The organism is Bradyrhizobium sp. 1 (assembly GCF_023073315.1).
Taxonomy (GTDB): domain Bacteria; phylum Pseudomonadota; class Alphaproteobacteria; order Rhizobiales; family Xanthobacteraceae; genus Bradyrhizobium.
The window spans coordinates 207,383-232,577 of record NZ_JADPJH010000038.1; the positions used below are offsets into that span (position 1 = coordinate 207,383).

Sequence of the window (25,195 nt, forward strand, 5' to 3'; positions counted from 1 at the left end):
TTTAGTCCCGCCGCGAGACCATCGTGCAATCCTACCAGAAGCTCCGCTGCATCGGCTGCTGCGGCTGGTAATATTGATACTGGCCGCGGCGGCGCGGATTGACGGGCTGCGGGGCCGGCTCGCGCTGCTGGAAGAAGAAACCAAAACCGTTGCCGCCATTGCCCCACCCGTCGTCGCTGGCCATTTCCATCGGCGGCGGCGCGGTCGGCTTGCGGGTGATGAAGCCGCCCTGCGGATGGTTGCTCAGCACCGCCACGAACTCGGTGCGGTAGTTGGTCTCGGCGCTCAGCGGCTCGTCCGAGATGACGATGGACGAGCGCGGCAATGCGGTCGGCCCGATGCGATCCCACACCTCCTGCGGGATGGTGATGCGGTCGAGCGCTTCCTTGGCGCCATCGCCGTTCTCGATCGTGACCACGCTCCAGCGCAGGCCCGTATCGTTCTTCGCCATCGCCGTGAAGATATGCGTGCCGAGCGGCTGGTCGGGATTGCGGATGGTGACGGGAACCTCGATGCTGGTGTCGAACACCTCGCCGCCGCCGTCCGGCGCCGGCTTGTGCGTGTTCCGGCGCACGTAAAGCTTCTGCGTCGAGCGGCTGATGTAGACCGAGACCGGCTCGAGCGCGAGTTTTGCGTCGGTCGCGGCCTTCACAGCTTCGGTCTTCCTGGTCGCGGCCACCTTGGCTGCTTCCTTCGTCGCGGCGACGGCGTCGCGCTTCGGCTGTGCCGCGGCCTTGGCGGCATCGAGCTGCGTTGCTGCATCCGCAGCCTTGGTGGCGAGCTTCTGCTTCAGCTCTTCGGCCTGCGCCCGCGCCTGGTCGGTCTTGGCAGCCGCGAGCTTCTTATCGGCAAAAGCGAGCTCGGCGTCGGCACGGGTCTTCTGCTGTTCCAGCTTGCGCAGCGAGCCCGGCAGCGAAACGGCCTCCTTCGCGGCCGCTGACGCCGCCTTCTTGGCCTCGTCGGCGGCCCGGGTCGCCTCCTCGGCCTCGGCAGACAGCTTGCCGATACGGCCGGGCGCAGCCGCGATGGCCTCCTGCTTCGGCACGAACAGCGAGGGGTGGGTGAAATCGATCGGAGCCGCGTCGTTCGGCGAGATGATCACCCGCATTCCGATGTTGGTCTTGTCGAACAGGCCCTCCGCGAAATTGAACGGCATCCGCACGCAGCCGTGCGAGGCGGCATAGCCGGGCAGCGGCCCGCCGTGCAGGGCGATGCCGTTCCAGGTGATGCGCTGCATGTTCGGCATCCAGGCATCGTCATACATGGTCGAGTGGTGGTCCTTGTCCTTCTCGACGATGGCGAAGACGCCGGCAGGCGTCTCGCGGCCCGTCGTGCCGGTCGACACCGGCGCGCGAAAAATCCAGCCGTCGGCGTCGTAGAAGGTGACCTGCTGGCTCTTGATCGATACAATCGCCATCATTGGCTCGCCGGCCTCGCGCGGTGCTACCGCCTCGGCCGGCGGGCGCGCCTGTTTGGCAGCGGTCGCCGGGCCCATGGCCGCGAATGCGACCACCGCCGCCAAGGTCACAATTCCGGGAGGCCCCCAACGCCGCATCGCCACGGTGGATTGCGTCGTTGTCATCAGGTTTTTCATGCCATCCTCGGTCGAAATGCCAGTCCGCCGGTCAAATATCAGATTGCGGTCTTTGGATTAAGAAATCGCAGCCGCCATACGTTCCGTCTGTGGCGATATTCGGCCCGTTCCGGCGACAAATCTCTCATATACGACGGCTGGCGCAGGCGGAAGGTGGCTTGCGGCCATAGCTGGTCCGTAGCTGGCGATCCACCGCTGCGGCAGAATGCCCGCTGGCCCGGCCCGACGTCAGGCGGCGAGGCCGACACCCACCATGTGTGTGCTAGACGCCCAGCGCCTTCCGGTTGAAGGTCCGCAGGAAACGAACCGACAGCGTGCGCACATTCGCGACATTGAGGAGCCACGCCGCGACGGCGTAGGCGAGGCCGCCCGCAAGACTCACGATGACCAACGGCACGGGGCCGGTGCCGCTCATTTGCGATCGCGCAACGAGGATCGCAGCTGCCATCACTGCTGCGGAGACGGCCAAGCCGGCGAGACGGTTGACATCGAACGGCACGGGATGGGCACGGTGCATCAGGACGACCGCAACGACGAAACCGAGCACCTCGGTCGCGAGGGTCGCCAGCGCCGCACCATGGAGGCCGTAGCCTGCAACCAGCGCGAACATCAGCGCCACGCTCACCACCAGCGTGAGGAAGGACTGCGCCGCCAGCATGAAGGGCCGTTCGGCGAGCTGAAAGCTGATCTGGACGTAGAATTGATTGGCGATGCCGAAGAAGCGGGCGAGCACCAGGGTCGGCAGCAGCGCCGACACGCCGGCGCGGAAATCGACGCCGACAAGCGTACCTGCGATCGGGTCGGCGGCGAGCGCCAGCCAGATCGCGACCGGCGCGACAACGACGAGTAACAGTTCGAGGCTCTCGCTCAACCGCTCGCGCGTGATCTCGTTGTTTTTCTCCGACAGCGACCGGAACACCAGAGGCACGGTCGCAGCTGCAACGCTGGAGGCGATCATCACCATGAACTGGCGCGGCAGGTCGGCGGCGACGCCGAAGATGCCGGCGGCATCCTTGCCGAGGAGATAAGCCACGATCAGACGGTCACAGGTCGAGTACAGCGCGACCGACAGGCCGGCCAACGTCAGCGGCAGGCCATAGCGTGCGAGCTGCATGAACTGGCTGCGCTGGAAGCGCGCGATCTTGGTGCGATCCCCGACGAGATTGAGGATGATGCCGGTTAGTGATCCCAGGCCGAACGCTGCGAGCAGACCCATGCCGCCCCAGCCGAGCCAGATGCCGACAAGGCCGAAGCCGACGCTCGACACACTGCGCACGATCGAGATCGCCGCAAAGCGATAGGGACGCAGCTTGGCGCGCTCGAACTCCTGGCCGACATCGACCGCATTGGCCATGATCGCAACGAACATGCTGGCGAGCAGCAGCTCGATGCTGAGATCGCTCCGGAACAGGACCACGAGCGGGGTCGTCGCGCAGAGCACCGCGACCGTGAGCCCAAAGGCGACCATCGCCGTGCCGCGGAAATCCACCTCCGCCGACATCGCCTGATACCGGGACACCGACAGCTTGATCCAGGCGAAGAAGATCGCGCCCAAAATGCCGGCCAAGCTGATGCCGACGACATAGACGCCGTATTCCGCGGGCGTGAGTAGCCGCGTGTAGGCGGTGACCGCGAAGAAACCCACCGCCGCTGGCAGGATGTAGGCGACGAGATAGATCGAGAAATGGCGATTCAGCATGCGTGCACGGGACCGGCGGCGCGAGGTGGGCGGCCGTTCATCAATTGGACCTTGGCTTGACGATCAAAGGCTTGGCGATCGGACTGCGCCGCAGCATCCCCCAAGATAGTCATTTAAGTCTGCAAATCGGCCGCCGAGCGGGGCGGTTCCGCCGCTTTCGCGCGTTAGCGTTAAATTTGCCCTTTCCTTGAACCGGCCGCCGCGATCACCGAAAAGAAACCATGATTTCAGGTCGTCGCCCGACGTCCTGGTAGTGCGTGGACATGACCAAGATGGACGTTGCCGAGCGTATACGGGCGAACCCGGCTCATCTGCCGCATGGCGGGGCTGACGCCCCATTGGTTCCGGCAGCCCCTGAAGGCGGCGGGCGGATGACGCTCAACCTGTTTTTCGAGGAACGGGACGATCGCTGGTTTCCGGGCGACCGCCACATCCGGCCACTGCTGCGGCGCATGCTGCTCGGCAAGTCGTGGATCAGCGGGCAGCGGCGCGTCTTCCTCAATCTCTGCGCCGGGCTCGACAGGGTCGGCATCCCCTACCGCGTCAACGATTACGGCTATATCCGCAGGCATCCGGCGGAGCTTGCCTGCATTATCGGGCGGCCGTTCGTGCTGGACTGGTTCCAATGGAAAAATCCGCTCCTGCTGGGCGTCGCCATGTACAACCATCCCGTGGAAGCGTCGGCGCATCTGCACGATTTGCAAACCAGGACCATCCTGGTGCCCTGCCACTGGTACGCCGACATGTGCCGTCCGTACTGGCCGCATGTCGAGATCTGGCCGGTCGGCATCGAGACCGATCTGTGGACCCCTGCGCCTGCCGACCAGAAGAGCGTCGACGTGCTGCTCTACGACAAGGTGCGGTGGGAGCACGACCGCTTTGATGCCGAGCTGATCGAACCGATCCGCCGGCAGCTCGAGGCAAGCGGCCGCACCGTCGAATTGGTCCGCTACGGCCACTACAAGGAAGACGACTACAAGGCGGCGCTGGCGCGCTGCCGCAGCATGGTGTTCCTGTGCGAGCATGAGAGCCAGGGCATCGCCTGCCAGCAGGCGCTGGCGAGCGGCGTTCCCGTGTTCGCCTGGGATCGCGGCGGGCCGTGGCAGGATCCGGAATATTTCCCGCACAGGGTCAGATACGAGGGCGGCGTGTCCTCGGTGCCCTATTTCGACGCACGCTGCGGCATGACCTTCACCGATGCGGACAGCTTCGTGGACGGCTGGAGCGACTTCTGGTCGCATGTCAGCGCCGGCGATTTTGCACCTCGCGACTATGTGATGGAGAATTTGACGCTCGAGAAGGGCGCGCTTCATTACTACACGATTGCTGAAGCCGCCTTGCAGCGTCAGACGGGCTGACGGCGTCCGGCAAAGTTAACCCAACAATTGGAAACCCCGGCGTTGCAAAGCGGCGCTTGGTACGATGGCGCGTTGGTTCCCAAAGGAACATCGCAAATTGGCCAAGCTCGACAGACGCGAATTTCTTCTCGGCAGCGCCGCGACGCTCGCGGCGGGCGCATCCGCGTCGGCATTGCCGGCATCCAAACTTGCGCAGCGGCGCCCCGGCTTTGGTGCCGCGGCAACATTGTGGGATCTGCAAGCCGATCCCAGGCTCGGCGAAGCCATCAGCACCTATTGCACGCAGGTCGTGCCGGTGCTCGAACTGAAATGGCCGATGCTGCGGCCGGACGCGCACACCTTTGCTTTCGAGCGCGCCGATGCGATTTTGGATTTCGCCCGGCAAAACGATTTGACGATGCGCGGACACGCGCTCGCCTGGTATCACGACATTCCGGACTGGGCCAAACAGATCAAGGACACCAAGGGCGTCGAGCGCGCCTATGTCGACCACATCGGCACCGTCGTGTCCTATTACAAGGACAAGCTGACGTCGTGGGACGTCGTCAACGAGCCAATCCCGGACAATCCGAAGGGGATCACCGACCGGCGCGACACGTTCTGGACGCAGCATCTCGGTAAAGGCTGGATTCCGCTCGCCTTCCGCACAGCGGCCGCGGCCGATCCCTACGTGAAGCTCGCGATCAACGAATATGACATCGAGTCGGCAAAGGACTCGTTCATTGCCAAGCGCGCGGCCTACCGCAACCTCATCATGGACCTGCTCGACCAGGGCGTTCCGCTGCACGCCGTGGGATTGCAATCGCATCTGCATGCCGAGCTCGAGATCGACACGCATGGGCTCGCCGAGTTCGTCACCGAGCTGCGTTCCTGGGGGCTCGATGTGTATGTCACCGAGCTCGACGTCGACGACCAGAAGCTGACGGGCAATCCTGCGGAGCGCGACGCCATCGTCGCCAAGCGCGTCGACGATCTCCTGACCGCAATCTCGACCAGTGGCCCGGTGCGCTCGATCCTGACCTGGGGCCTCTCGGACCGCTATAGCTGGATCAACGGCACCTTCGCCCGCAAGGACAAGCAGCCGAACCGGCCCTTGCCGCTCGACGGCGAATTCAAGCCAAAACCGTTCATGGACGTGATCAGCAAGTTCACGAAGGACGTCTGAGGGCGGCGGGTCTCAGCGCGTTTTTGGCACTTCGAATTCGGCCTTATCGCCCATGTGATCGGGCGACAGGCTCGGACCGCGGCGGTCGCGCGAGCCGAGCCGGAACACGTCGCGGATGTCGTCGATCGAGGTCGACGAATAGGACTGGATGCAGAGCGCGACCTGTTCGGGCGAGGCGGCTGCGATCAGCGCTTCAATCGCCGGACGGTCGAGGCGGGTATCGTCCCAGTGCGAGACGGCGATGCTGTCTTCCGTGATCCGGTGTCTCTCCAGATGTTCCGGCGAGTTTGCAACGAAGTTTCCGTAAAGCAGGTACTCCGAAAACTTCTTCTTCCGGCACAGCGCCAGAGCCCAATTCAGCCCAGTGGCTGACTTGATGGCATCAGTCATCGCGCGCGCGGTGTCCTTGTCCCACACCAGCGCGTTGCCGACATAGTCGTCCGCGGGGAAGGAGCGCTCCTTGATACCGAGAAGCTGATCGACGGTGCGGAGCCACAGGACATGCAACGGATGGTCGGCGTCGATCCCCTTGCGCGTGACGAAGAGCGGCGTCTTCTCGGCGCCGGCATATTGACTGACGTCGAATTCGCGGAAGAACAGATTGTCCGAGTCAAGAATACAGACCCGCTGCTCGGGCGCGTTGAGCACGCCGGCGATCTTCAGGATCTGCTGGATGTGCCAGCCATGCACCGGCGACGACAGCAGCGACAGCCAGACCCGGCGGTTGCTGATGAACTGAAGCGCCGGCGGCAGCGCCCACAGCCATTTCGGCAAATAGCGCGAGGCCGGAACGATGACGCGCTTGTCGGAAGCGAACCCCTCGAACAACGGCACGTCCTCATCGTTAACGAGAACATAATGCCGCGTGTATCCCGTCAGCCAGGTGTCGATGCTCTCGCTGAGCAGCGAAAAGCGTTCGATATCCTTGGCATAGCTGGCAGTCAGCAGTGCAACGGAATGCATGGAGCGCGCTCAAATGGCCATCAAGCCGCAGTCATAGCCGCGTCTGGAGGCGTTGGAAACTTACATTCGCAATCAAGGTAAAATGAAATGAAGCGTTACCCATCCGACGGCAGCCCCTGCTCGATGCCGCGAAAGCGGAGCGGCGCCAGGGCGGAGGCGCGCTGCCACCAGTCGGCGACGCGGTCGTCGAGCGCGGTCGCGCCGCGGCCCTGGCCGGGGAATATCCGGATCTGCTGGACTGCCTCAGCTTCGAAGCCTTTGCCCTTGCGCATGATCTTGAGGGCAGCACCTTCGCGGTCCCGCTGGGTCAGCGGCACCAGGAGGCGGCCGCGCGGACGGAGCGACTGGAGCCAGAGCGGATGCGGGTGCGAGAAGCCGGCATGCACGATGATCACGTCGGCATCCCCGCCGAGATCCTCGCATCCGTCGCCATGGACGACCGCGACATTGCGATAGGAGCCAAGGTAGGTCGCAGCGCGGGCCGCGAGCCGCTCGTCGCATTCGATTGCGTGCACCCTGCCCTTTGGTCCCACGACGTTCGACAGCACCGCCGAGAAGTAGCCGAGCCCGCAGCCGATCTGCACGACACGGTCCTTCTCCCTGATGTCGAGGACGTCGATGAAATGCGCCCACAGGCTCGGCAGTCCGGTGTCGAGCTTGCGGCGCGCATCGATGGCGACCAGCACATTATCGTAGAGATGAACGGGATCGGCGTCCGGCGTCAGCCGGTAGCTGCTCCCCGCTTCGCTCTTGACGCGCCATGGCCCCCTCGCCAGAAAATTTTCGCGCGGCACAGCGCCGAGAGCCGCGAGCAGGCGCTTTGAAGAAATCAGCTCGCGCCTCGCAATCAGCGCGACGTAACGCGCACGCGCGGCATCGAGATCGCTCATTTCACGGGATCGGCGCGTTCACGAACGGGCACGTCCCCTCCGATCTCGTTGACCAGCTGCATCGCCTGCTTCAGGTCCGGCGTGTAGAAGCCTTCACTGAACTTATCGACGATCGGCACCAGCAGGAGACTTGCGTGCTCGCGCTTGCCGGCCTCGTGCGAGAGGCGCGCGAGGCTGACGGCGGTGCGAAGCTCCCAGGACAGCGCGCCCTGCTTGCGCGCAACCTCGAGCGACAAGGCGAACAAATCCTCGGCTTCCTGCACCGACGTCGGCCCGCCGTCCGACAGCGTGATCTCGCCCTGGAGGCGATAGACCTCGGCGAGGTAGGAGTGATCCCCGGTCCGCCTCGCAGTCGCGAGCGCACCGTCCAGCGCGCGCAAGGCGGCATCGCGCATTCCGACCTTGGCGTAGGCTTCCGCGAGCAGGCAGCGGAACCAGCAGCCGGCAAGCCAGGAGTCCATCGCCTCGTATTCGTCGAGACCGAAACGCATCTGGCTGATGCCCTCGTCGGCCTCACCGAGCTGCGCCAGCGCCCAGCCCCGCAGGATCGCGGCCTGCTGCTTCCAGTGCAGGAAATTGTGCTCGGTGGCGATGATCATGGCGCGGTTGGCGTGGTCGCGCGTACCCTCGATATCGCGCAGATGCTGGCAGAGATAGGCGCCGAACACGAGCGCGAAGGCGAGCGAGAAAGGATGACGGATCTTCTCGGCGTGCAGGATCGCCTGCTCGCTGTGCTGGCGCGCCGCGTCGGGCCGGCCAAGGAACCACAAGAGATAGCCGAGATAGGACAGCGAGACGACGCCGGGATCGGTGCCGTGGCGCTCCATCAGATCGGAGTGCAAATCGGGGCTGTAGAGGTTGATGCAGCGATGCAGATGGTGTTGCGCGGCGGCAAAGCGGCCGCGATAGAGCATGGTCATCGCGATCGAGCGATGCGCCTCGATCAGATAGCCGGTCTGCTGCGCCGGCTGCGTGCGCTCGTTCAGCCGCTCGCGCTTGGCGAACTTGAGCAACTCGACGCTGAGATCATGCGCACGGGTGAGATCGGCGCGGATGAAATGGCAGACCCAGAGCCCTCGCGTGGCAGCAAAGGCATTTTCATCGTCGTCCAGCTGCTGGCCAAGCTCGAGTGCGCGGATGTAATTCTCCTCGACTTCCTGCACGGCGTAGCCCTTGGCGGCGATCAGCGCGTTGCCGAGTGCGATGCGCAGCTCGAGCTCCATCTCGTCCGCGCCCTGCATGCGCGCATTGGCCTGCACGACGCTCAAGCCGCGGCGCAGATGGCCGATCGCCTCCAGATTGGCGCCGCTCTTGGCCGCCTGCTTGCCGGCCTTGAGCCAGAAGCTCGCCGCGCCCTCGCTCTGGCCCGACTCGGTCAGATGATGGGCGAGCAGCTCCGGTTCGCGGTCGGTCTTTTCCGGATACATCTCGGCAAGCACCTGCGCGATCCCCGCATGCAACTTGCGCCGCTCGCTGTGCAGCAGGCTGTCATGCGCGGCGTTCTGGATCATCACGTGCTTGAAGGAGTAGAGCGCATCGGGTGGATGGCCGCGGCGCATGATCAGCCCGGCCCCCTCCAGATGATTCAATGCGGCCTCGATCTGCTCCGCCGGCGTATTGGCGACGGCCTGAAGTGTCTCGTAGGAAAACTCGCGGCCGATGGTGGCGCCGATCTGCGCGATCCGCTTGAACGGGCCCATGCGGTCGAGCCGCGCCATCAGCGAATCCGTCAGGGTCGCCGGGATCGCGAGCTGCCGCCACGGGCCCGACAGCACGTAGCGCCCGTGCCGTTCGGTCAGCAGGTTGGATTCGAGCACGGTCTTGGTGAGCTCTTCCAGAAACAGCGGCACGCCGTCGGTCTTGACGATGATCTCCTCGATGACTTCCTTGGGCAGCTCCCGGCCGGCGACACGCTCGACCAGTGTCGCGCGCAATTGCCGGCTTAGGCGGTTCAGCACCAGGGTCGTGATGTGCGAATGGGCGTTCCAGCTCGGCTGGAATTCGGTGCGAGCGGTGACGACGACCAGGATCGGCCGATTCTGCACCCGGTCGATCAAGAGGTCGAGGACCTCACGAGAGGTCGGGTCGATCCAGTGCAAATCCTCGAACGCGATCACCAGCGGCATTTCGCGCGCGAGGCCGAGGAAATGACTGACCAGCGCCGCGACGGTGGCATCCTTCTGCTGCTGCGGCGACAGCTCCAGCGGCGGATAGCGGTCTCCGGTCGGGATGGACAGCAGCGCAGCAAACAGCGGCGTGACCTGCTCGATGTCGCCGTGCGCGGCCGCGATCGCGGTCTCCAGGCTCGTCAGCGACAGCGCGGATGCATCCTCGCGGTCCATGCCGAGGGAGAATTTGAGCTGCTCGGAGAACGGATAGAATGCCGTGGACGTGTAATAGGGCGAGCACTGGAACGAGACCTGACCATGCCGGTCGCCCGCGATCCGCTCAAAAATCTCCTGGATGATGCGCGACTTGCCGATCCCGGGTTCGCCGAATTTGACCACGACCTGGCCATCGTCCTCCTTGACCTGCTGCCAGCGCCCCATCAGCAGCGCGATCTCCTCCTCGCGGTTGACGAGCGGGGTCAACCGCGTGCCCATGGCGGCGGCAAAGCGGGTCTCCACCCGCGTGGCGCGCACCACGTGCCAGGCTTGCGCCTTCTCCGAGATGCCCTTCAGCGCATGGACGCCGAGATTGCGGTAGTCGAACTTGCCCTTCAGCAGCGACTGCGTCGACGCCGAGATCACCACGCCGTTGGGCGGCGCCAGGGCTTGCAGGCGCGCGGCGAGATTGACGGTTTCCCCGACCGCGGAGTCGCGCTCTTCGGTGCCCTGCCCCACGAGGTCGCCGACCACGACGAGACCGGTCGCGATGCCGATGCGGACCGCCGGCGAATGACTGAGTGCGCCACGCGGCTCGATCGCGCGCGCGGTCGACAGCACCCGCACGATCTCGAGCCCGGCGCGCACCGCGCGCTCGGCATCGTCCTCATGGGCGGTCGGATAGCCGAAATAGACCAGGATACCGTCGCCGACGAAACGGGCGGCAAAACCCTCATAATGCTTGACCACCCGGACGCAGGTCTCGCGAAAACTCGCGATCATGTCGCGCACGTCTTCCGGATCGAATTGCGCGGAGAGCGCGGTGGAATCGACCATGTCGCAAAACATGGTGGTGAGCTGGCGCCGTTCGGCCCCGACCTCCGTCCGGCTCTGCGGACGTGCCACTGTCGCCGGCGGCTCCGCGGTTTCAGCCTGGAACAGTGCCGCCATCGCGCGCCGGAGCCGCTTGCGGTCGCCAAGCGGCAAGCCGAGCTCGATCAGGTCGGCTTCGGTCAAATCCCCCATGACATCGAGATCGAGGCGGTGCTGCACGAAGAGATCGGTGTAGTGGCCGAGACCGATGCCGTCGAGCCAGCGCTTCAGCCCGCCCTCCGTCCCCGTAACAGGCTCATTCTCCAGCATGGTGATTCTGCCCGACCATCACTCCGTCGAAGGGCTTTAGGCCCCTCAACCACAGATTTTGGGGCCCGAACTTCACCTCAGACTGGACGCGTTCCCTAAGTTCTTGGAAGAATAGCCCAATCGGATCAAAAGGGAATGGCGTTGTCTGACATTGCACCCGGAGCGGAAGAAGGAGCGGCCGGCGGGAGCGCCGAAACGAAGATATTCGCGCATATCGGCGGCCTTCTCGATTTCTACGCCCGCAAGACACCTGCGGCGCCCGCCCTCATGGCACCGGGCCGGCCGGCTCTCACCTACGGCGCGCTTGGCGAGCGGATCCAGGACCTGATCCGCACGCTACGCGGGCTCGGCATTGCGCCTGCCGACCGGATCGCTGTTGCACTGCCGCGCGGCGCGGACAGTGCGCTGGCGCTGATCGCGGTCGCGTCGGCCGGCGCCTGTGTCCCCGTCAATCCGGACCTGACGGCGGACGAGTTGCAGCGCTATTTCAGCGAATTGAAGCTGAAGGCGCTCGTCACCCGTGCGGATATGAACTCACCGAGCCGTGATGTCGCCAGGACGCTGGATATCGCGGTGATCGATTTCGTGCCGGGGCCGAAACACGATCTCGGCGGCTGCGCGTTCGTCGGCCCGATGATCGGGCCGGCGAGCGCCAGCGGCGCCTCGCGCGGCGACGACGATGCATTCATCCTGCTGACGTCGGGCACGGCGGCACGGCCGAAAATGGTGCCGCTCACACATCGCAATGTGTGCCTGTCCGCCACCAATGCAGGCCGAGTGCTGTCGCTCGTATCCCACGATCGCCTGCTCAACGCCCTGCCGCTGTTTCACGCGCATGGCCTGATCTCCGGTCTCCTGACGGCGCTGGCCGCGGGCTCCAGCGTGATCTGCACCGACGGCTTTGACGCATTGTCCTTCTTCGGCTGGATGCGGGAGCTGCAACCGACCTGGTACACGGCGGTGCCGACCATTCATCGCGCGCTGCTGACCGCGGCCGAAGCCGACCCGGACCGCGCCCGGTCGTCGTCGCTGCGCGTGATCCGTTCGGCTTCATCCTCGCTCGCGCCTGCGATCCTCAATGGACTGGAGGCGATGTTCGGCGTTCCCGTGCTCGAAACCTACGGCATGACGGAAGCGGCCTCGCAGATCGCGGCCAATCCGTTCCAGCTACGCAAGATCGGATCGGTCGGCCGCGCCGCGGGGCCGGAGATCGCGATCATGAACGAGACCGGCCGCGCGCTTGCGAGCGGCGAGCGCGGCGAGATCGTGCTGCGCGGAGCGAATATGAGCCGCGGCTATTATAATGACGAGGCGGGGACGCAGGCCGCGTTCCGCAACGGCTGGTTCCGCACCGGCGATCTCGGCTATCTCGATGCCGACGGCTATCTCTTCATCGTCGGCCGTATCAAGGACGTCATCAACCGCGGCGGCCAGAAGATCTCGCCGCTGGAGGTGGAGGAGGTCCTGCTCGGCCATCCGGCGGTGCTGGAGGCCGGCGTGTTCGCCGTGGCGCACCAAAAGCTCGGCGAGAACGTCGCGGCCGTCGTGGTGCTGCGCCCCAATTCCGAGGCGACCTCGGACGGGCTGCGCCAGTTCGCGCGAAAGCGGCTTGCGGCCTACAAGGTTCCGAGCTTGATCCGCAGCGTGGCGGCGCTGCCGAAGGGCGCCAGCGGCAAGGTCAAGCGCAACGCGCTGGCCGAGCTGATCGCAGCAGTGGACGAAAGCGACGAGGAACAGCTGCCGCGCAGCGCGCTGGAGACCCAGCTCGCGGAGATCTGGGCCGGCCTGCTGGAGCTGCCGCAGGTCGGCATCGATCAGGACGTCTTCGCACTTGGCGCGGACTCGCTCGCGGCGACGCAGATGCGCTCGCGCCTGCGTGAACGCTTCAACGTCGACTTCTCCTTCGAGGACATCTTTGATTGCGCCACGGTCTCGGCGCTTGCGGCCCGGATCGAGACTGCCACGACCCATCGCCAACCGGTGCTTCCGGCCTGGCGCCAGGCGGCGGCGGCGGACGCGCCGCTGTCGTTCCAGCAGCAGCGGATGTACTTGCTGTCGCGGCTCGATCCGACCCGCTACAACTACAATGTCGTCGAAGTCGCTGTTCTCAAGGGCATGGTCGACATCGCCGCGTTGTCTGCGAGCCTCACCGCGATCTGCGCCCGCCACGAGGCGCTGCGCTCGGTCTTCATCGAACATCAGGGCGAGCCGGCGCAGCGTGTGCTGCAGTCGCCGCCGCAATTCGAGCGGATCAAGCTCAAGCCCTGCCCCCTGGACAAGCAAGCCGCAATGATCCGGCGGGAGGCGCTCAAGCTCGCACAACATCCGTTCGACCTGGCGCACGAACCGCCGCTGAAGGTCACGCTACTGTCGTTCGACAAAACCAGCCACGCGCTGGTGGTCAACGTCCACCACCTCGTCACCGACGGCTGGTCGCAGCGGCTGTTCTGGGAAGAGCTCGCCGCGCATTATGCCGCCGCACGCAAGAAGAGCGTGGCGGCACGACCCTCGGCCACCTTCCAGTATCGCGACTTTGCGTTGTGGCAGCAAAGCTGGGCGCAGACGCCGGCGGCGAAGGAGCAGCTCGACTACTGGCGGACCCAGCTCGACGGCGTCACCACGCTGCCGCTGCGGACCGACCGGCCACGACCGGAGGTCTGGAGCGGTCACGGCGCCCGTCACTATTTCGAGTTCTCCAAGGCCCTCTCGGCCGATGTCCGCGCACTGAGCCAGGACCAGGGCGTCACCTCCTTCATGACGCTGCTCGCGGTGTTCCAGTGCTTGCTGTTCCGCCACACCGGGCATGAGGACGTCGCGACCGGGTCGCTGATCGCCAACCGCAACCAAATCGAAAGCGAACGCCTGATCGGGCTGTTCGCCAACACCCTGATCCTGCGTAACGATTTTGCCGGCGATCCGAGTTTTAGCGACATGTTGCGGCGGGTGCGACAGGTCACGCTCGACGCCTATCGCAACCAGGACCTCCCGATCGAGGAGGTGCTGCGCGCGCTCCAGATCGCGCGTAGGACGGACGGCAATCCGCTGTTCCGGATCATGTTCATCCTCCAGAACGCCTCGATCGAGGCGGCACGCTTCCCGGGCCTGTCGACGCGGCGGCTGGAGGTCGATCCGAAGGTGGCGCGCTTCGACATCACGCTCGAATTGGTCGAGGCCGACGGCCGTTTCACCGGGTTCTTCGAATACGCCACCGATCTGTTCGACGCGGCGACGATTGAGGACATGGCCGCTCAGTTCAAGACCCTGCTCAAGGCCGTGATTTCCAATCCGGAGCAGCGCATCTCGCGCCTGCCGCTTTTGACCGAGGCCGAACGCCGGCAACTGCTGGCGAAAGGCCGGGGCGTGCCGGCCAATTTCACCACGCGCGGCAATCTGAGCGAACGCTTCGACCGTCAGGCGAAGACAACGCCGAATGCGATCGCGGTGTCCGACGGACATACCTCCCTGAGCTATCGCGAGCTGGCGCGCCGCAGCCAGGCGATCGCGCGCTGGCTGGTCCGCGAAGGCGTTGGTGCCGAGACGGTGGTCGCCTTGCTTGCGGAGCGCGGGCCCGATCTGCTCGCCGCCATGATCGGCGTGCAGCGCGCAGGCGCCGCCTCCCTCAATCTTGATCCCGACCAGCCGTCGGCGCGGCTCGCGACCATTTTGGGATCGAGCTGCGCCCGCATGCTGCTGACCGCGCGCGCGCAGTCATCCATGGCCAAGGCGCTGCTCGAACCGCTGGTCGAGCGCATCCATGTGGCGCAGCTTGAGGACGCACTCGTACCCGGATCGAGCAAACCGGCCCGCGCAGCGCCGCGCGCCGCCGCGAGCCTTGCCTATCTCATCTATACCTCCGGCTCCTCCGGTGCGCCGAAGGGCGTCATGATCGAGCAGCGCGGCCTGACGAACCATCTGGCGTCGCTCATTTTCGAACTCAATCTCTCGGCCAGGGACGTGATCGCGCAGACCGCGCCGCAGAGCTTTGTCATCTCGGTGTGGCAGTTTCTCGCAGGGCCCATGGTCGGCGCGCGCGTCCACATCTGTGGCAACGCGATCGTGCAGGACCCGATCCTGCTCGCGGGCGAGATCGAGCGCGAGCGCATCACCGTGCTCGAGATCGTTCCGTCGCTGCTGCGCGTGATCCTTGACCGCATGGACGAGGCACAGGTCCAGCGCACCTTTGCGAAGCTGCGCCTGCTGATTTCGACCGGCGAGCCGCTGCCTGTCGACCTCTGCCGCGCCTGGTTCGCGCGCTGTCCAAAGGTGCCGCTGATCAATGCCTATGGCGCCTCGGAATGTTCCGACGACGTCTCGCTGCATCGCCTGACCAAGGCGCCGGCGACCGCGACGACCAACGTTCCGGTCGGAGCGCCGCTGCCGAACACCCAGCTCTACGTGCTCGATCAAAACCTTCAGCCGCTGCCGGTCGGCGTGACTGGCGAACTCTGCATCACGGGCGCCGGCGTCGGACGCGGCTATGTCAACGATCCCGCGCAGAGCCGGCAGCGTTTCCTGCCCGATCCGTTCTCGCGCCAGGCTGGCAGCCGGCTTTACCGGACCGGCGACCTCGCCCGCCGCCGCACTGATGGCACCATCGAATGCCTCGGCCGCGCCGACTATCAGGTCAAGGTCCGCGGCTACCGGATCGAGCTCAAGGAGATCGAGAACGCGCTGGCCGACCACCCTGGTGTGCGCGCCGGCATCGTCGAGCCGCGCCGCGAAGCCAGTGGTGATGTCAGGCTGATCGCCCATATCGTGGCAAGGTCTGGCAGCCAGAGCAGCGCCAGCGAGCTACGCGAATTCCTGAAGAGCCGGCTGCCGGGCCATGCCATCCCGTCCGCCTTCCTGTTCCTGGATCGGATGCCGCTCAACGCCCATGGCAAGATCGACCGGTCCTCGCTGCTGGCGCCCGCACAGCAGGAGACCGCCGGACCGGATGCAGCGGTGCCGGCGCGGCGCTTCACCGAAAAAGTGCTCTCGGACATCTGGATCGACCTGCTGAAGGTCGAGAGCCTAGGCGTCACCGACAATTTCTTCGATCTCGGCGGCCATTCGTTGCTGGCAGGCCAGGCGATGGCGCGCGTTGCCCGTGCGCTCGGCGTGTCGCTGCCGATCAAGACCATCTTCGAAGCGCCGACGATCGAGGAGCTTGCCCGTCGGGTCGACGAGGCCGTCGCGGCGAAGCCGCATCAGCCTGCCGCAAGCCTGCCAAATCTGGCTCAAACAAGGTTGGCCGAAAACGGCCCGCCGACGCTCTCGATCGCGCAGGACCAGATGATTCGCATCGAGCAGAACCTGCCGGGGCTGCCGCTGTTCAACCTGCCCTTCGCCTTCCGTCTCGAGGGCCCGCTCGATCCGGCCGCCCTCGCCCAGGCGTTCGGTGACATCGTGCGCCGCCACGAATCGCTGCGGACCGGATTCGGCTGGAGCGGCGGGGAGCCGGTCTGCCGCATCGCCACACCCAGCGAGCTCGGCCCCGTCCTTGCCGTCGAAACCATCGGCGACGGGCATCACCACAATAACAAGCGGCGCCAGGCCCTCGAATCCAGGAAGATCGATCTGCTGATCGAGCAGGAGGCTTACACCCCGTTCGACGCCGCGCGGGCGCCGCTGTTGCGGGCGCGGCTGTTGCGGCTCCATGCCGACGACCACGTGCTGCTGCTGACGCTGCATCACGCCGTTGCCGACGGCTGGTCGATCGGCGTGCTGTTCGAGGAATTGTCGAACCGTTATGCGGCGCTGGCCGGGCGTCCCTCGGCACCTTTACTGAGGCCGCCGCCGGCCTTTTCGGACATCGCCCGCTGGCAGCGCTGGTGGTGCGGCACTGACGCCGCCCGTCGCCAGGCTGCAGACTGGACGGAGAATTTGCGCGGCGCGGCCCCGATCTTCGACGGCGAAGCAAACCCCGGCGCGTCCACCGGGCATCAGCCGGTCAGCCTGGAGCCGGATCTGATCGCGCGGCTCACGGCATTCGCCGGCCAGCACAACAGCACGCTGGTCATGTGCCTTCTCACCGGCCTGAAGGCCCTGCTGCTGGCGCGAACCGGCCGCAGCGACATCGCGGTCGCCACCGCCATGGCCAATCGCGCCCAGCCGGACACCGACCGGATCGTCGGCCCTTTCGAGAATACGGTGATCGTCCGCACGACAATCACGCCGGATCTGTCGTTCGCGCAGGCCCTGGTGCGGGTCCGCCAGAGCGTGCTGGATGCGCATGCCCGGCAGGAGCTGCCGTTCAACATGCTGGCCGACCAGCTGGAGCAGGCGGGAATAGACCCGGCTGCGCTGCTCCAGGTCTATTTCACGCTGCAAAATCCGCTGCGCCAGCCGCTCGATCTGCCGGACATTGCGGTGCAATCGATCGGAAACGTTGCGCGCGAGGGGCAGCCGGTGCTGCCGATCGACCAGACCTGGCTGTCGCTGATGCTCAAGGAGCGCCCGACCGGAATCACCGGTTCATGCAATTACAAGCGCGAATTGCTCGATAGCGGCATGGTCGGCGCGTGGATGGAGGATCTCGTGGCGCTGCTGGGAACCGCTGTCACCCAACCCAACACGCCGATTGGCCGATTGCTTGCTCGCAAAGCGGCATGATCGGCTGTACAAGACGAGAGAATAGGAGTTCACTCGCCAAAGCTGTGAATGATCAAGTTGCATCTTGATTATTTGCCGCCATCGCGCAACATTATTCCTGCGTTTTTGATTTGGACTTATTTTCAACCGGGGGAGTTTGTTATGGGTTTCGTCAAATTTACCAAGGGTACCTCGCTGAGCGACAAGGACCGCAAGGCCCTGCAAAAGCTGCTGGGCACCGAGAAGAAGAAGCTCCAGTCCGCGCTGAAGGACGTCGACGCCAGCCTTTCGGTGCTGGGCGGCTCGAAGAAGGCCAAGAAGAAAAAGTAAGACTAGTCGGCGGAGACGCCGCACGAATCTTCGGACAACGGCCACACGCCTGCCGCGTTGGGGGGCTCGCACAAGCTTGCGTCCGTAAACCGTCCAGCAATCGACAAGAATTCGCCCGAGTGGACCGTTAGAAGCGGTCCGCTCAGTCGTTTCTTGCTCAGTTGATTCTTCCGTCAGGGCCGGGGATTAGACCTCTGCCTGACGCCAAAGGCCTAATGGATGGCAGACGACAGAATTGAACTGTTTGTCGGACTGATCGAGACCATTGACGCGCCCGGCGTGGCCGATGCGTGCCGACGCTTGCTCTCGATCGACGAACGGATCCGCGCCGACCGCTTCATGTTCGAGCGGCATCGACGGCAATATATTTTCGCGCACGCGTTGCTGCGCCTGGGGTTATCGCAGGTCGCGCCGAATGTCGATCCGACCGACTGGTCCTTTGCGGCCGGCCGCTACGGGCGGCCGTTTGTCGCATCGCCAAGGACTTCGACCCCGCTGCATTTCAGCCTGTCGCACGCCGACGGCTGCGTTGCCTGCGTGGTGTCCGGGCACGAAGCCGTTGGCGTCGACGTCGAGACCGTGTCGCGCCGGGTGGCGCCGCTGTCGACCGCGCTTCGGTTCTTTGCGCCGGAGGAGGTCGAAACCTTGCGCGGACTGCCGGAGCCCGCCGCGATCGAGCGCTTCTTCGATTACTGGACGCTCAAGGAGGCCTATCTGAAGGCCCGGGGCTTTGGGCTCAATCTGCCGCTCGACGCCTTCGCGATGCAGGTCTCGCACGAGGCCATCGAGATCAGCTTCAAGCCCGATATCGCCGACGATCCCCAGGGCTGGCGATTCCAGCTATGCTCGCCGTCACCCTCGCATCGCCTCGCGATCGCCGACGGCTCCCGGGCGACCGGCGGCCTGCCCATCACGCGCAACGCCTGGCCGCTCCAGGAAGCGGCTGAATGACGCCGGCGCGGCTGCGCGTCTTTCCTGCGATTTCGCGCAACCGCGATCCCCAAAAATATGTCGGCGAGCTGATGCGCGTGGCGCAGTTCGCCGACAGCAACGGCTTCGAAGGTATTTTGCTGTTCGAAGGCAATGACGTGTTCGTCGCGCCCTGGGCGATGGCCCAGCACATCATGGCGGAGACGGCGCGATCCTCGCCGTTGATCGCGGTCAATCCGGTCTACATGCACCCATTCACGGCGGCGAAATTCGTCTCGTCCCTTGCGCAGCTGTACGGCCGCAAAGTCTATCTCAACATGATCACGGGGACCGCGGTCAGCGATTTGCAGGGACTGGGCGACGAACAGTCGCATGGCGATCGCTATGTCCGGCTCGGCGAATTCGTGGCGCTGATGCGCCAGTTGCTCTCGAGCCCGCGGCCGGTGAATTTCGAAGGCCGTTTCTATCGTGCAAACAACCTGCAACTTCGCCCGCGTCTGCCAGCTGGGCTGATGCCGGAATTCCTGATCGCGGGACAGTCCGAAGCGGCGCAGCGCGTGGCGAAGGAGACTGGCTGCATCAAGATGCAGATGCTGCCGCCCGATCTCGATCGCGGCCTGGACGCCCCAGGAATGAATTTCGGCATTTTTGCGCGCGAGAGCGGCGAGGAGGCGCGGCAGGCGGCCAAGGAACGTTTCCGCGACAACGCGGATGATCGCGAGCTGCTCGCGCTCACCGTGGAGAACAGCGACTCCGTGTGGAAGCGACGGCTGTATGACGGGCAAAGCGGCGAACTTCACGACAATGGCTACTGGTTGCTGCCGTTCCTCACCTTCCAGGCCGACTGCCCCTACCTCGTCGGCAGCTACGCCGAGATCGGCGCGAAGCTGAAGGATTTTGCGGCGAAGGGCTTGACCACTGTTATGCTCGACATGGTCGCGGACGAGACCGAGATGCAGCATGTCCGCAAGGCGCTCGCAGCAAGCGGGATGTTTTAGGATGTCACGCCGAGCGGACTAAGCCGCGCCAGCGGCTCGCGGCCGTCCGGCCGTCGCAGAAGCTGCATGACGTGCCGCTTCAGACGCACGAACTCGGGTTCGGTCACGAGGTCATGGCTTCTCGGCCGTGCAAAGGGCAGCACGATATCCTCGATCACCCGGCCGGGTCTTGCGCTCATCACCACGATGCGATCGGCGAGGAACAATGCCTCGTCGATGTCGTGGGTGACAAAGACCGTGGTGGTCGGGATCTTGCCCCAGATGTCGAGCAGAACCTCCTGCATCATGGCGCGCGTCTGTGCATCGAGGGCACTGAAGGGCTCGTCCATCAGCAGCACCCGCGGCTGGTTGATCAGGACCCGCGCGATCTCGACGCGCTGCTGCATCCCGCCGGACAGTTGCGCCGGATAAAACGCCTCGAAGCCGGAAAGACCAACCAGCTTCAGGATGGCATCGGCGGCGCGGTCGCGCTCCGTTCCCGCCAGGCCCCGCATCTTCGGACCGAAGGCGACATTGTCGCGGACCCGCTTCCAGGGAAACAGCGTGTGCTGTTGAAACACCATGCCGCGATCCGGGCTCGGGCCCTGGATTTGTTGGCCGTCGACCGTAAGCCGTCCTGCCGTAACAGGCATATGGCCGGCCAGCGCGCCGAGCAGCGTGGACTTGCCGCAGCCGGAGGGACCGAGGATGCAGACGAGTTCGCCCGGCGCGACGGCAAAGTCGAGACCGCTCACGGCCTCGAACGCATCGTTGCCGTCGCCGAGCGCGATCGAGACATCGGCGATGTCGATGCGGCCGAAGCTCTTCGCGTCGATATCGGCGACCCGAATATTCATCGCACCACCTTTGAGCTGCGCCACGGCATCAGAAGCCGCCCGGCGGTGGTCAGCAGCCAGCTGGAGCCCATACCGAGCAGGCCGATGATCAGCATGCCGACGATGATGTCGGCATAATTCTGGAGTGTGTAGGCCTCCCAGGTATAGTAGCCGATGCCAAACTGGCCCGAGATCATCTCCGCGGTGACAAGGCAGAACCACGAGGTGCCCATGCCGATCGCAAGTCCGGTGACGATGCTGGGCGCGGCGCCCGGCAGCACCACCTCCCTGAGAATCGCCGGACCGCCCGCGCCGAGGCTGCGGGCGGAGGCGACCAGCCGCCGATCGACATTCGCGACCCCGTGGACCGTGTTCAGCACGATCGGAAACAAGGCGCCGATGAAAGTAATGTAGATCATCGACAGTTCTGACGACGGGAACATCAGGATCGACAGCGGTATCCATGCCACCGCCGGAATAGGCCGCAGCAATTCGAGCGGCGGCAGCAAGAGGTCGCTCGCGGCGCGCGACCGACCAATCGCAAAACCCAGCATCACGCCGATCACCACCGCCGCGCCATAGCCCGCGAACACGCGCCAGAGGCTGCTGGTGATATGCGCCGCCAGTTTTGGCGAGCGAAACAGAGCAACCGCGGATTGGGCCACCTCGACCGGCGGCGGGACGTTGCGGAAGGTGACGATCCCCAGATTGAGGTGCGTCACTGACGCGACCTGCCACAGGGCGATGCAGGCCAGGATCGACAGGCCGCGGATCACCCATCGGGTGCCAACAAGCCGCGCCCGGATCACGGTGGCCATCGGCCTCACCGGCTCGCGGCGAGCGACTCGCGCGCCGCGCTGAAGTCGAGGACCGCACCACCGTTCTGCTTCGACCAACGTTCCGCCGCGTCCTTGAGCAGGAACGCGCTCAGCTCGCCGTTGGACGACCGCACGAACCAGGCCTGGTTTGCGAACAACTTGATGCCGCTCTCGCGATCCTGGGCATAGACGACGCGAATGGTTTTGCCGTCCTTCTCCAGGCCGGCGAGTGCCTTCAACGCATTCTCGGGCGAAGCGTAATGACGTACATGGGGCTCATCCTTCACCCAGATCTGCGCGACATGGGTGAAATCGCCGATCTCGGCACCCGTCGCAGCATCCTTGGCTTTCAGCAAAAGCTGCGCGTAGTTCTTCAGCTCGGAATCGTAATCCCGCCCCGCCTGCGCGGCCGCCACGCGAATGAATTTGTCCGTGACGAACTGGTTGATATCGAGATCGCTATCCGCCCGCTTGAGCAGCTTCAGCGTCTTGATCGAGGTTGCGACCGCCTGGCGGTATTCCGGCTTCCACGTCACATCGCGGGTCTGAAGACCAAGCGGCCCGTGGAAGAGATAGTCGACCTCGGCCTCGATGCCGGTCACCTTCGCGATCAGCTCGCTGTATTTCTCCGGCTCTTCAGTGATCAGCCGGTCCGCCTCCAGCGCGGCGCGCAAATAGGCGACGACGATCTCGGGATATTTTTCGGCGTACTCCGCATCGACCAGACCGCCGTGGAATGTCGGAGCGTTGGCCTGCGAACCGTCGAAGATCTTGCGCGCAAAGCCGCGCCACGGAAACAGCTCGGCAAACGGAACGAAGTCGGCATGCGCCTCGATCTTGCCCGCCTGCAACGCCGGCCCCGCAACTTCCGGCGCCTGCGTGATGATGTTGACGTCGGTCTCGGGGTTCCAGCCCTTGGCCTCGATGGCACGAAGCAGCATGCCATGCGAGGTCGAAGCAAAGGGAACGGAGATGGTCTTTCCCTTGAGCTCATCGAGCGACTGCACCGGCGAGCTCGACGGCACCACGATTCCGTTGCCGCTACCCTTGGTGCTGCCGGACAGCACGCTGATGAAGAGGCTGCGGCGCCCCGCCTTCTGGAACGCCACGCCATTGAGCGAACCGGGGAAATCCGCCATCGCGCCGAAATCGAGCTTGCCTGCGACCATTTCGTTGGTGAGCGGCGCGCCGCTGGTGAAATTCTTCCACTGGATGTCGTAGGCGACGTCCTTGTATTTGCCGTCATGCGGCAGGAATTTTTCCAAGAGCTTGAGCTCGCGAATGAGCAATCCGCCGGTCGCGCAATTGATGGTCGTATCCTGCGTTCCGACCGCCACACGGATCGTCTCCGCGCGCAATGGCGCGAACATTGCTACGGTCATGGCCACGACGGCTGCACTGATTTTCAGAGAGCTGAATTCGATCATCGAACTGTCCTCGGGAGGCCGGTCGCGTGCCGGCGACAACGATAGCCGGCACTATCGAAGGCGCCGCTCGCCGCTTGAAGCAATTACTTGCGTCGTGATTTCGTCGTGCACGGCGCAAAGGATTTTCTCAAGACAATGCCATCGACAGAGGAATCGTTTCGCGATCGTTCGCCGCGCGCAACAAGCTTTGCTAAGTGATTTGGAACGATCGCAAAGAGATGGACATCGCACCATCTCCGCTCTTACCTGTTCGCAAGACATCCGAAAGCTGACAGATTGCGATGACCATACTCAAGGAAGCTGCCGCGACCGAGCCTGCCGCTTTCGCCGACCGTCCTCACCCAGGGGTTCAGTTCGACTGGACCGGCCGCGATAAGACGCAGGCAGTCCGCAGCGCACGCGCGAAGACAGCGAGCTCGGCGCTGTTCATGAGCGAGACGATCGATGGATTGAACGCCGGCGCGCATTTCCTCGATCGTTTGTCGGCGCCAGAACAATCGCGCGTCCACGCGGCCGGCCGCACGATCGCGGTGCCGCAGGGCGAGATGGTGTTCAGCCAGGGCGATGGCCACGACGGCATCTTCATCATCCTCCGCGGGCAGGTGCGGGTCTATTATACGGCGCCCTCGGGGCGCGAGATCACGCTCGCCTATTGGACGCCGGGACATTTCATCGGAGGTCCGGAGATATCAGGCGGCGGCATTCACATGTGGTCCGGCATCGCCATCGAGGCCTGCGAGATTTCGGCACTGTCCGGCCCCGCACTCGAGAAGCTGTTGACCGGCATGCCGAGCTTCGCGCTGGCACTGATCGACGGCCTGATCGCCAAGGGCAAGTGCTACTCGTCGATGGCGCAGATCCTCGGCACGCGCTCGGTGATCGAACGGCTGGCGCAGTTCCTGCTCACGCTGTCGGAGCTGCACGGCACGGCCGATGGCGACACCGTCATCATCAACCGCAAGATCACCCATGACCAGATTGCGGCCATGGTCGGCTCGACCCGGCAATGGGTCACGATGATGCTGAAGCGCTTCCAGAACCGCCGCATCATCGCCATCGACGGCAGCACCATCCGGATCAGGCGGATCGATCTGCTTGAGCAGATATTGTTCAAGGATTAGGAGGCCGTTCGCCTCACCTTGCCTCTTCAAATCCTGCCAGCACCGAGGTCAGGTTGGCGCCGAGAATATCCGAGAGATAGCCACCCTCCTGCACGAACACGGTCGGCAGGCCCAGCTTGGCGATGGCCTGGCCGATGCGGCGGAAGCCTGGCGTGGTGACGGCGAGGCCCTTGAGCGGATCGTGCTCGGAGGCATCTAAGCCGAGCGCGATGACGAGCGCACCCGGCGCAAAGGACTCGATCGCCTTGCGCGCGACATCCATGGCCTGGATATAACCGTCATCGCCGGTGCCGATGGCCAAGGGGATGTTGAGATTGGTGCCGAGGCCCGGCCCCTCGCCGCGCTCATGCGCATAGCCCCACACGTAAGGATAATACGCAACGGGGTCGGCGTGGATCGACACCGTGTAGACATCGGGCCGCGCGTAAAAAATCCCTTGCGTGCCGTTGCCGTGATGGACGTCGACGTCGAGGATCACGACGCGCTCGTGCTTGAGCCGCAGATGTGCAGCGGCGATCGCGCTGTTGTTGAGGAAGCAGAACCCGCCGGCCATGTCGCGATAGGCGTGATGACCGGGCGGACGGCAGAGCGCGTAGGTGGCGTCCTCGCCGTCCATCACCATCTGTGCGGCGGTGACTGCAACGTCCGTCGCCGCGCACGCCGCGGCCCAGGTGCCGGGGCCGATCGGCGCCGCGGTGTCGGCGGTGTGCCAGCCGAGCTTGCCGACGATATGGGTCGGATAGGTCGCGGCATGGCGCACGGGATGGATGTTGCCGATCATCTCGGGGCCGGAATCGCCGAGCGCGGTCCAGGCGTCCCAGGCTTCGCTGAGGAACATCAGATATTCCGGGCTGTGAATGCGCGCGCGCGGCCCCTGCCCGAATGTCGTCGGCTCGACCAGTTGATGCTTGCCGTCCTTCAATCCCTTCAGCAGACGATCAGCGCGCTCGGGCTGCTCGGTGGTGCGCTTGACGACACCGCGAACCAGGAAGAATTGCGGATCGTGGCTGCGGTGCAGTTCGGTATGGACGGCTTTCACTCAAACAC

The 25,195-nt window shown here is 64.7% G+C and carries 16 protein-coding genes; 7 read left to right on the plus strand and 9 right to left on the minus strand.

The window, feature by feature from the left end:
* Positions 1-31 precede the first annotated feature (31 nt).
* On the minus strand, positions 32-1,594 hold the full coding sequence (locus IVB29_RS36875; RefSeq protein ID WP_247508334.1) for a L,D-transpeptidase: 1,563 nt from the start codon (positions 1,592-1,594) through the stop codon (positions 32-34).
* A 262-nt stretch (positions 1,595-1,856) separates the two neighbouring features.
* Complete coding sequence (locus IVB29_RS36880) at positions 1,857-3,293, minus strand: oligosaccharide flippase family protein (protein ID WP_247508335.1); 1,437 nt, start codon at positions 3,291-3,293, stop codon at positions 1,857-1,859.
* Positions 3,294-3,565: 272 nt separating this feature from the next.
* Between IVB29_RS36880 and IVB29_RS36885 the strand changes: the two genes are divergently transcribed.
* Positions 3,566-4,651 (plus strand): glycosyltransferase family 1 protein, encoded by a 1,086-nt coding sequence (locus IVB29_RS36885; protein WP_247508385.1) that lies wholly within the window; start codon positions 3,566-3,568, stop codon positions 4,649-4,651.
* A 97-nt stretch (positions 4,652-4,748) separates the two neighbouring features.
* Entirely contained in the window at positions 4,749-5,816 is a 1,068-nt protein-coding gene (locus IVB29_RS36890) for an endo-1,4-beta-xylanase (RefSeq protein WP_247508336.1), read from the plus strand.
* Positions 5,817-5,828: 12 nt separating this feature from the next.
* On the opposite strand, the gene IVB29_RS36895 is transcribed toward IVB29_RS36890, so the two are convergent.
* The 3 genes from IVB29_RS36895 to IVB29_RS36905 all read right to left on the minus strand — a co-directional run bounded on the left by IVB29_RS36895 (position 5,829) and on the right by IVB29_RS36905 (position 11,136).
* On the minus strand, positions 5,829-6,779 hold the full coding sequence (locus tag IVB29_RS36895) for a DUF6492 family protein (protein WP_247508337.1): 951 nt from the start codon (positions 6,777-6,779) through the stop codon (positions 5,829-5,831).
* A 95-nt stretch (positions 6,780-6,874) separates the two neighbouring features.
* Positions 6,875-7,669, minus strand: a complete 795-nt coding sequence (locus tag IVB29_RS36900; RefSeq protein WP_247508338.1) for an rRNA adenine N-6-methyltransferase family protein — start codon at positions 7,667-7,669, stop codon at positions 6,875-6,877.
* Entirely contained in the window at positions 7,666-11,136 is a 3,471-nt protein-coding gene (locus IVB29_RS36905; protein WP_247508339.1) for an AAA family ATPase, read from the minus strand. Before IVB29_RS36905 ends, IVB29_RS36900 begins: the two co-directional genes overlap by 4 nt.
* A gap of 135 nt (positions 11,137-11,271) precedes the next feature.
* Here IVB29_RS36905 and IVB29_RS36910 point away from each other — a divergent pair, with 135 nt between their 5' ends.
* The 4 genes from IVB29_RS36910 (at position 11,272) to IVB29_RS36925 (ending at position 19,967) form a co-directional block, all read left to right on the plus strand.
* On the plus strand, positions 11,272-17,730 hold the full coding sequence (locus IVB29_RS36910; RefSeq protein ID WP_247508340.1) for a non-ribosomal peptide synthetase: 6,459 nt from the start codon (positions 11,272-11,274) through the stop codon (positions 17,728-17,730).
* A 141-nt stretch (positions 17,731-17,871) separates the two neighbouring features.
* Complete coding sequence (locus tag IVB29_RS36915) at positions 17,872-18,039, plus strand: hypothetical protein (RefSeq protein WP_247508341.1); 168 nt, start codon at positions 17,872-17,874, stop codon at positions 18,037-18,039.
* Between the two features lie 219 nt (positions 18,040-18,258).
* A complete protein-coding gene (locus IVB29_RS36920; RefSeq protein WP_247508342.1) occupies positions 18,259-18,990 on the plus strand; it encodes a 4'-phosphopantetheinyl transferase superfamily protein in 732 nt (243 codons plus the stop codon).
* On the plus strand, positions 18,987-19,967 hold the full coding sequence (locus tag IVB29_RS36925) for an LLM class flavin-dependent oxidoreductase (protein ID WP_247508343.1): 981 nt from the start codon (positions 18,987-18,989) through the stop codon (positions 19,965-19,967). The genes IVB29_RS36920 and IVB29_RS36925 overlap by 4 nt, the downstream gene beginning before the upstream one ends.
* Here IVB29_RS36925 and IVB29_RS36930 read toward each other — a convergent pair.
* The 3 genes from IVB29_RS36930 to IVB29_RS36940 are packed head-to-tail and all read right to left on the minus strand — an operon-like array spanning position 19,964 to position 22,982.
* The gene (locus IVB29_RS36930; RefSeq protein WP_247508344.1) at positions 19,964-20,803 is read right to left on the minus strand and encodes an ABC transporter ATP-binding protein; all 840 of its coding nucleotides are present in this window, start codon (positions 20,801-20,803) and stop codon (positions 19,964-19,966) included. The two genes, IVB29_RS36925 and IVB29_RS36930, sit on opposite strands and share 4 nt — an antisense overlap.
* On the minus strand, positions 20,800-21,600 hold the full coding sequence (locus tag IVB29_RS36935; RefSeq protein ID WP_247508345.1) for an ABC transporter permease: 801 nt from the start codon (positions 21,598-21,600) through the stop codon (positions 20,800-20,802). Before IVB29_RS36935 ends, IVB29_RS36930 begins: the two co-directional genes overlap by 4 nt.
* A gap of 5 nt (positions 21,601-21,605) precedes the next feature.
* Positions 21,606-22,982 carry an ABC transporter substrate-binding protein gene (locus IVB29_RS36940; RefSeq protein WP_247508386.1) on the minus strand — a complete coding sequence of 459 codons (1,377 nt, stop codon included), beginning with the start codon at positions 22,980-22,982 and terminating at the stop codon, positions 21,606-21,608.
* Positions 22,983-23,455: 473 nt separating this feature from the next.
* On the opposite strand from IVB29_RS36940, the gene IVB29_RS36945 reads away from it, so the two are divergent.
* Positions 23,456-24,148 (plus strand): Crp/Fnr family transcriptional regulator, encoded by a 693-nt coding sequence (locus tag IVB29_RS36945; protein ID WP_247508387.1) that lies wholly within the window; start codon positions 23,456-23,458, stop codon positions 24,146-24,148.
* Between the two features lie 13 nt (positions 24,149-24,161).
* On the opposite strand, the gene IVB29_RS36950 is transcribed toward IVB29_RS36945, so the two are convergent.
* Positions 24,162-25,187 carry a histone deacetylase family protein gene (locus tag IVB29_RS36950; protein ID WP_247508346.1) on the minus strand — a complete coding sequence of 342 codons (1,026 nt, stop codon included), beginning with the start codon at positions 25,185-25,187 and terminating at the stop codon, positions 24,162-24,164.
* Positions 25,188-25,195: the final 8 nt, after the last annotated feature.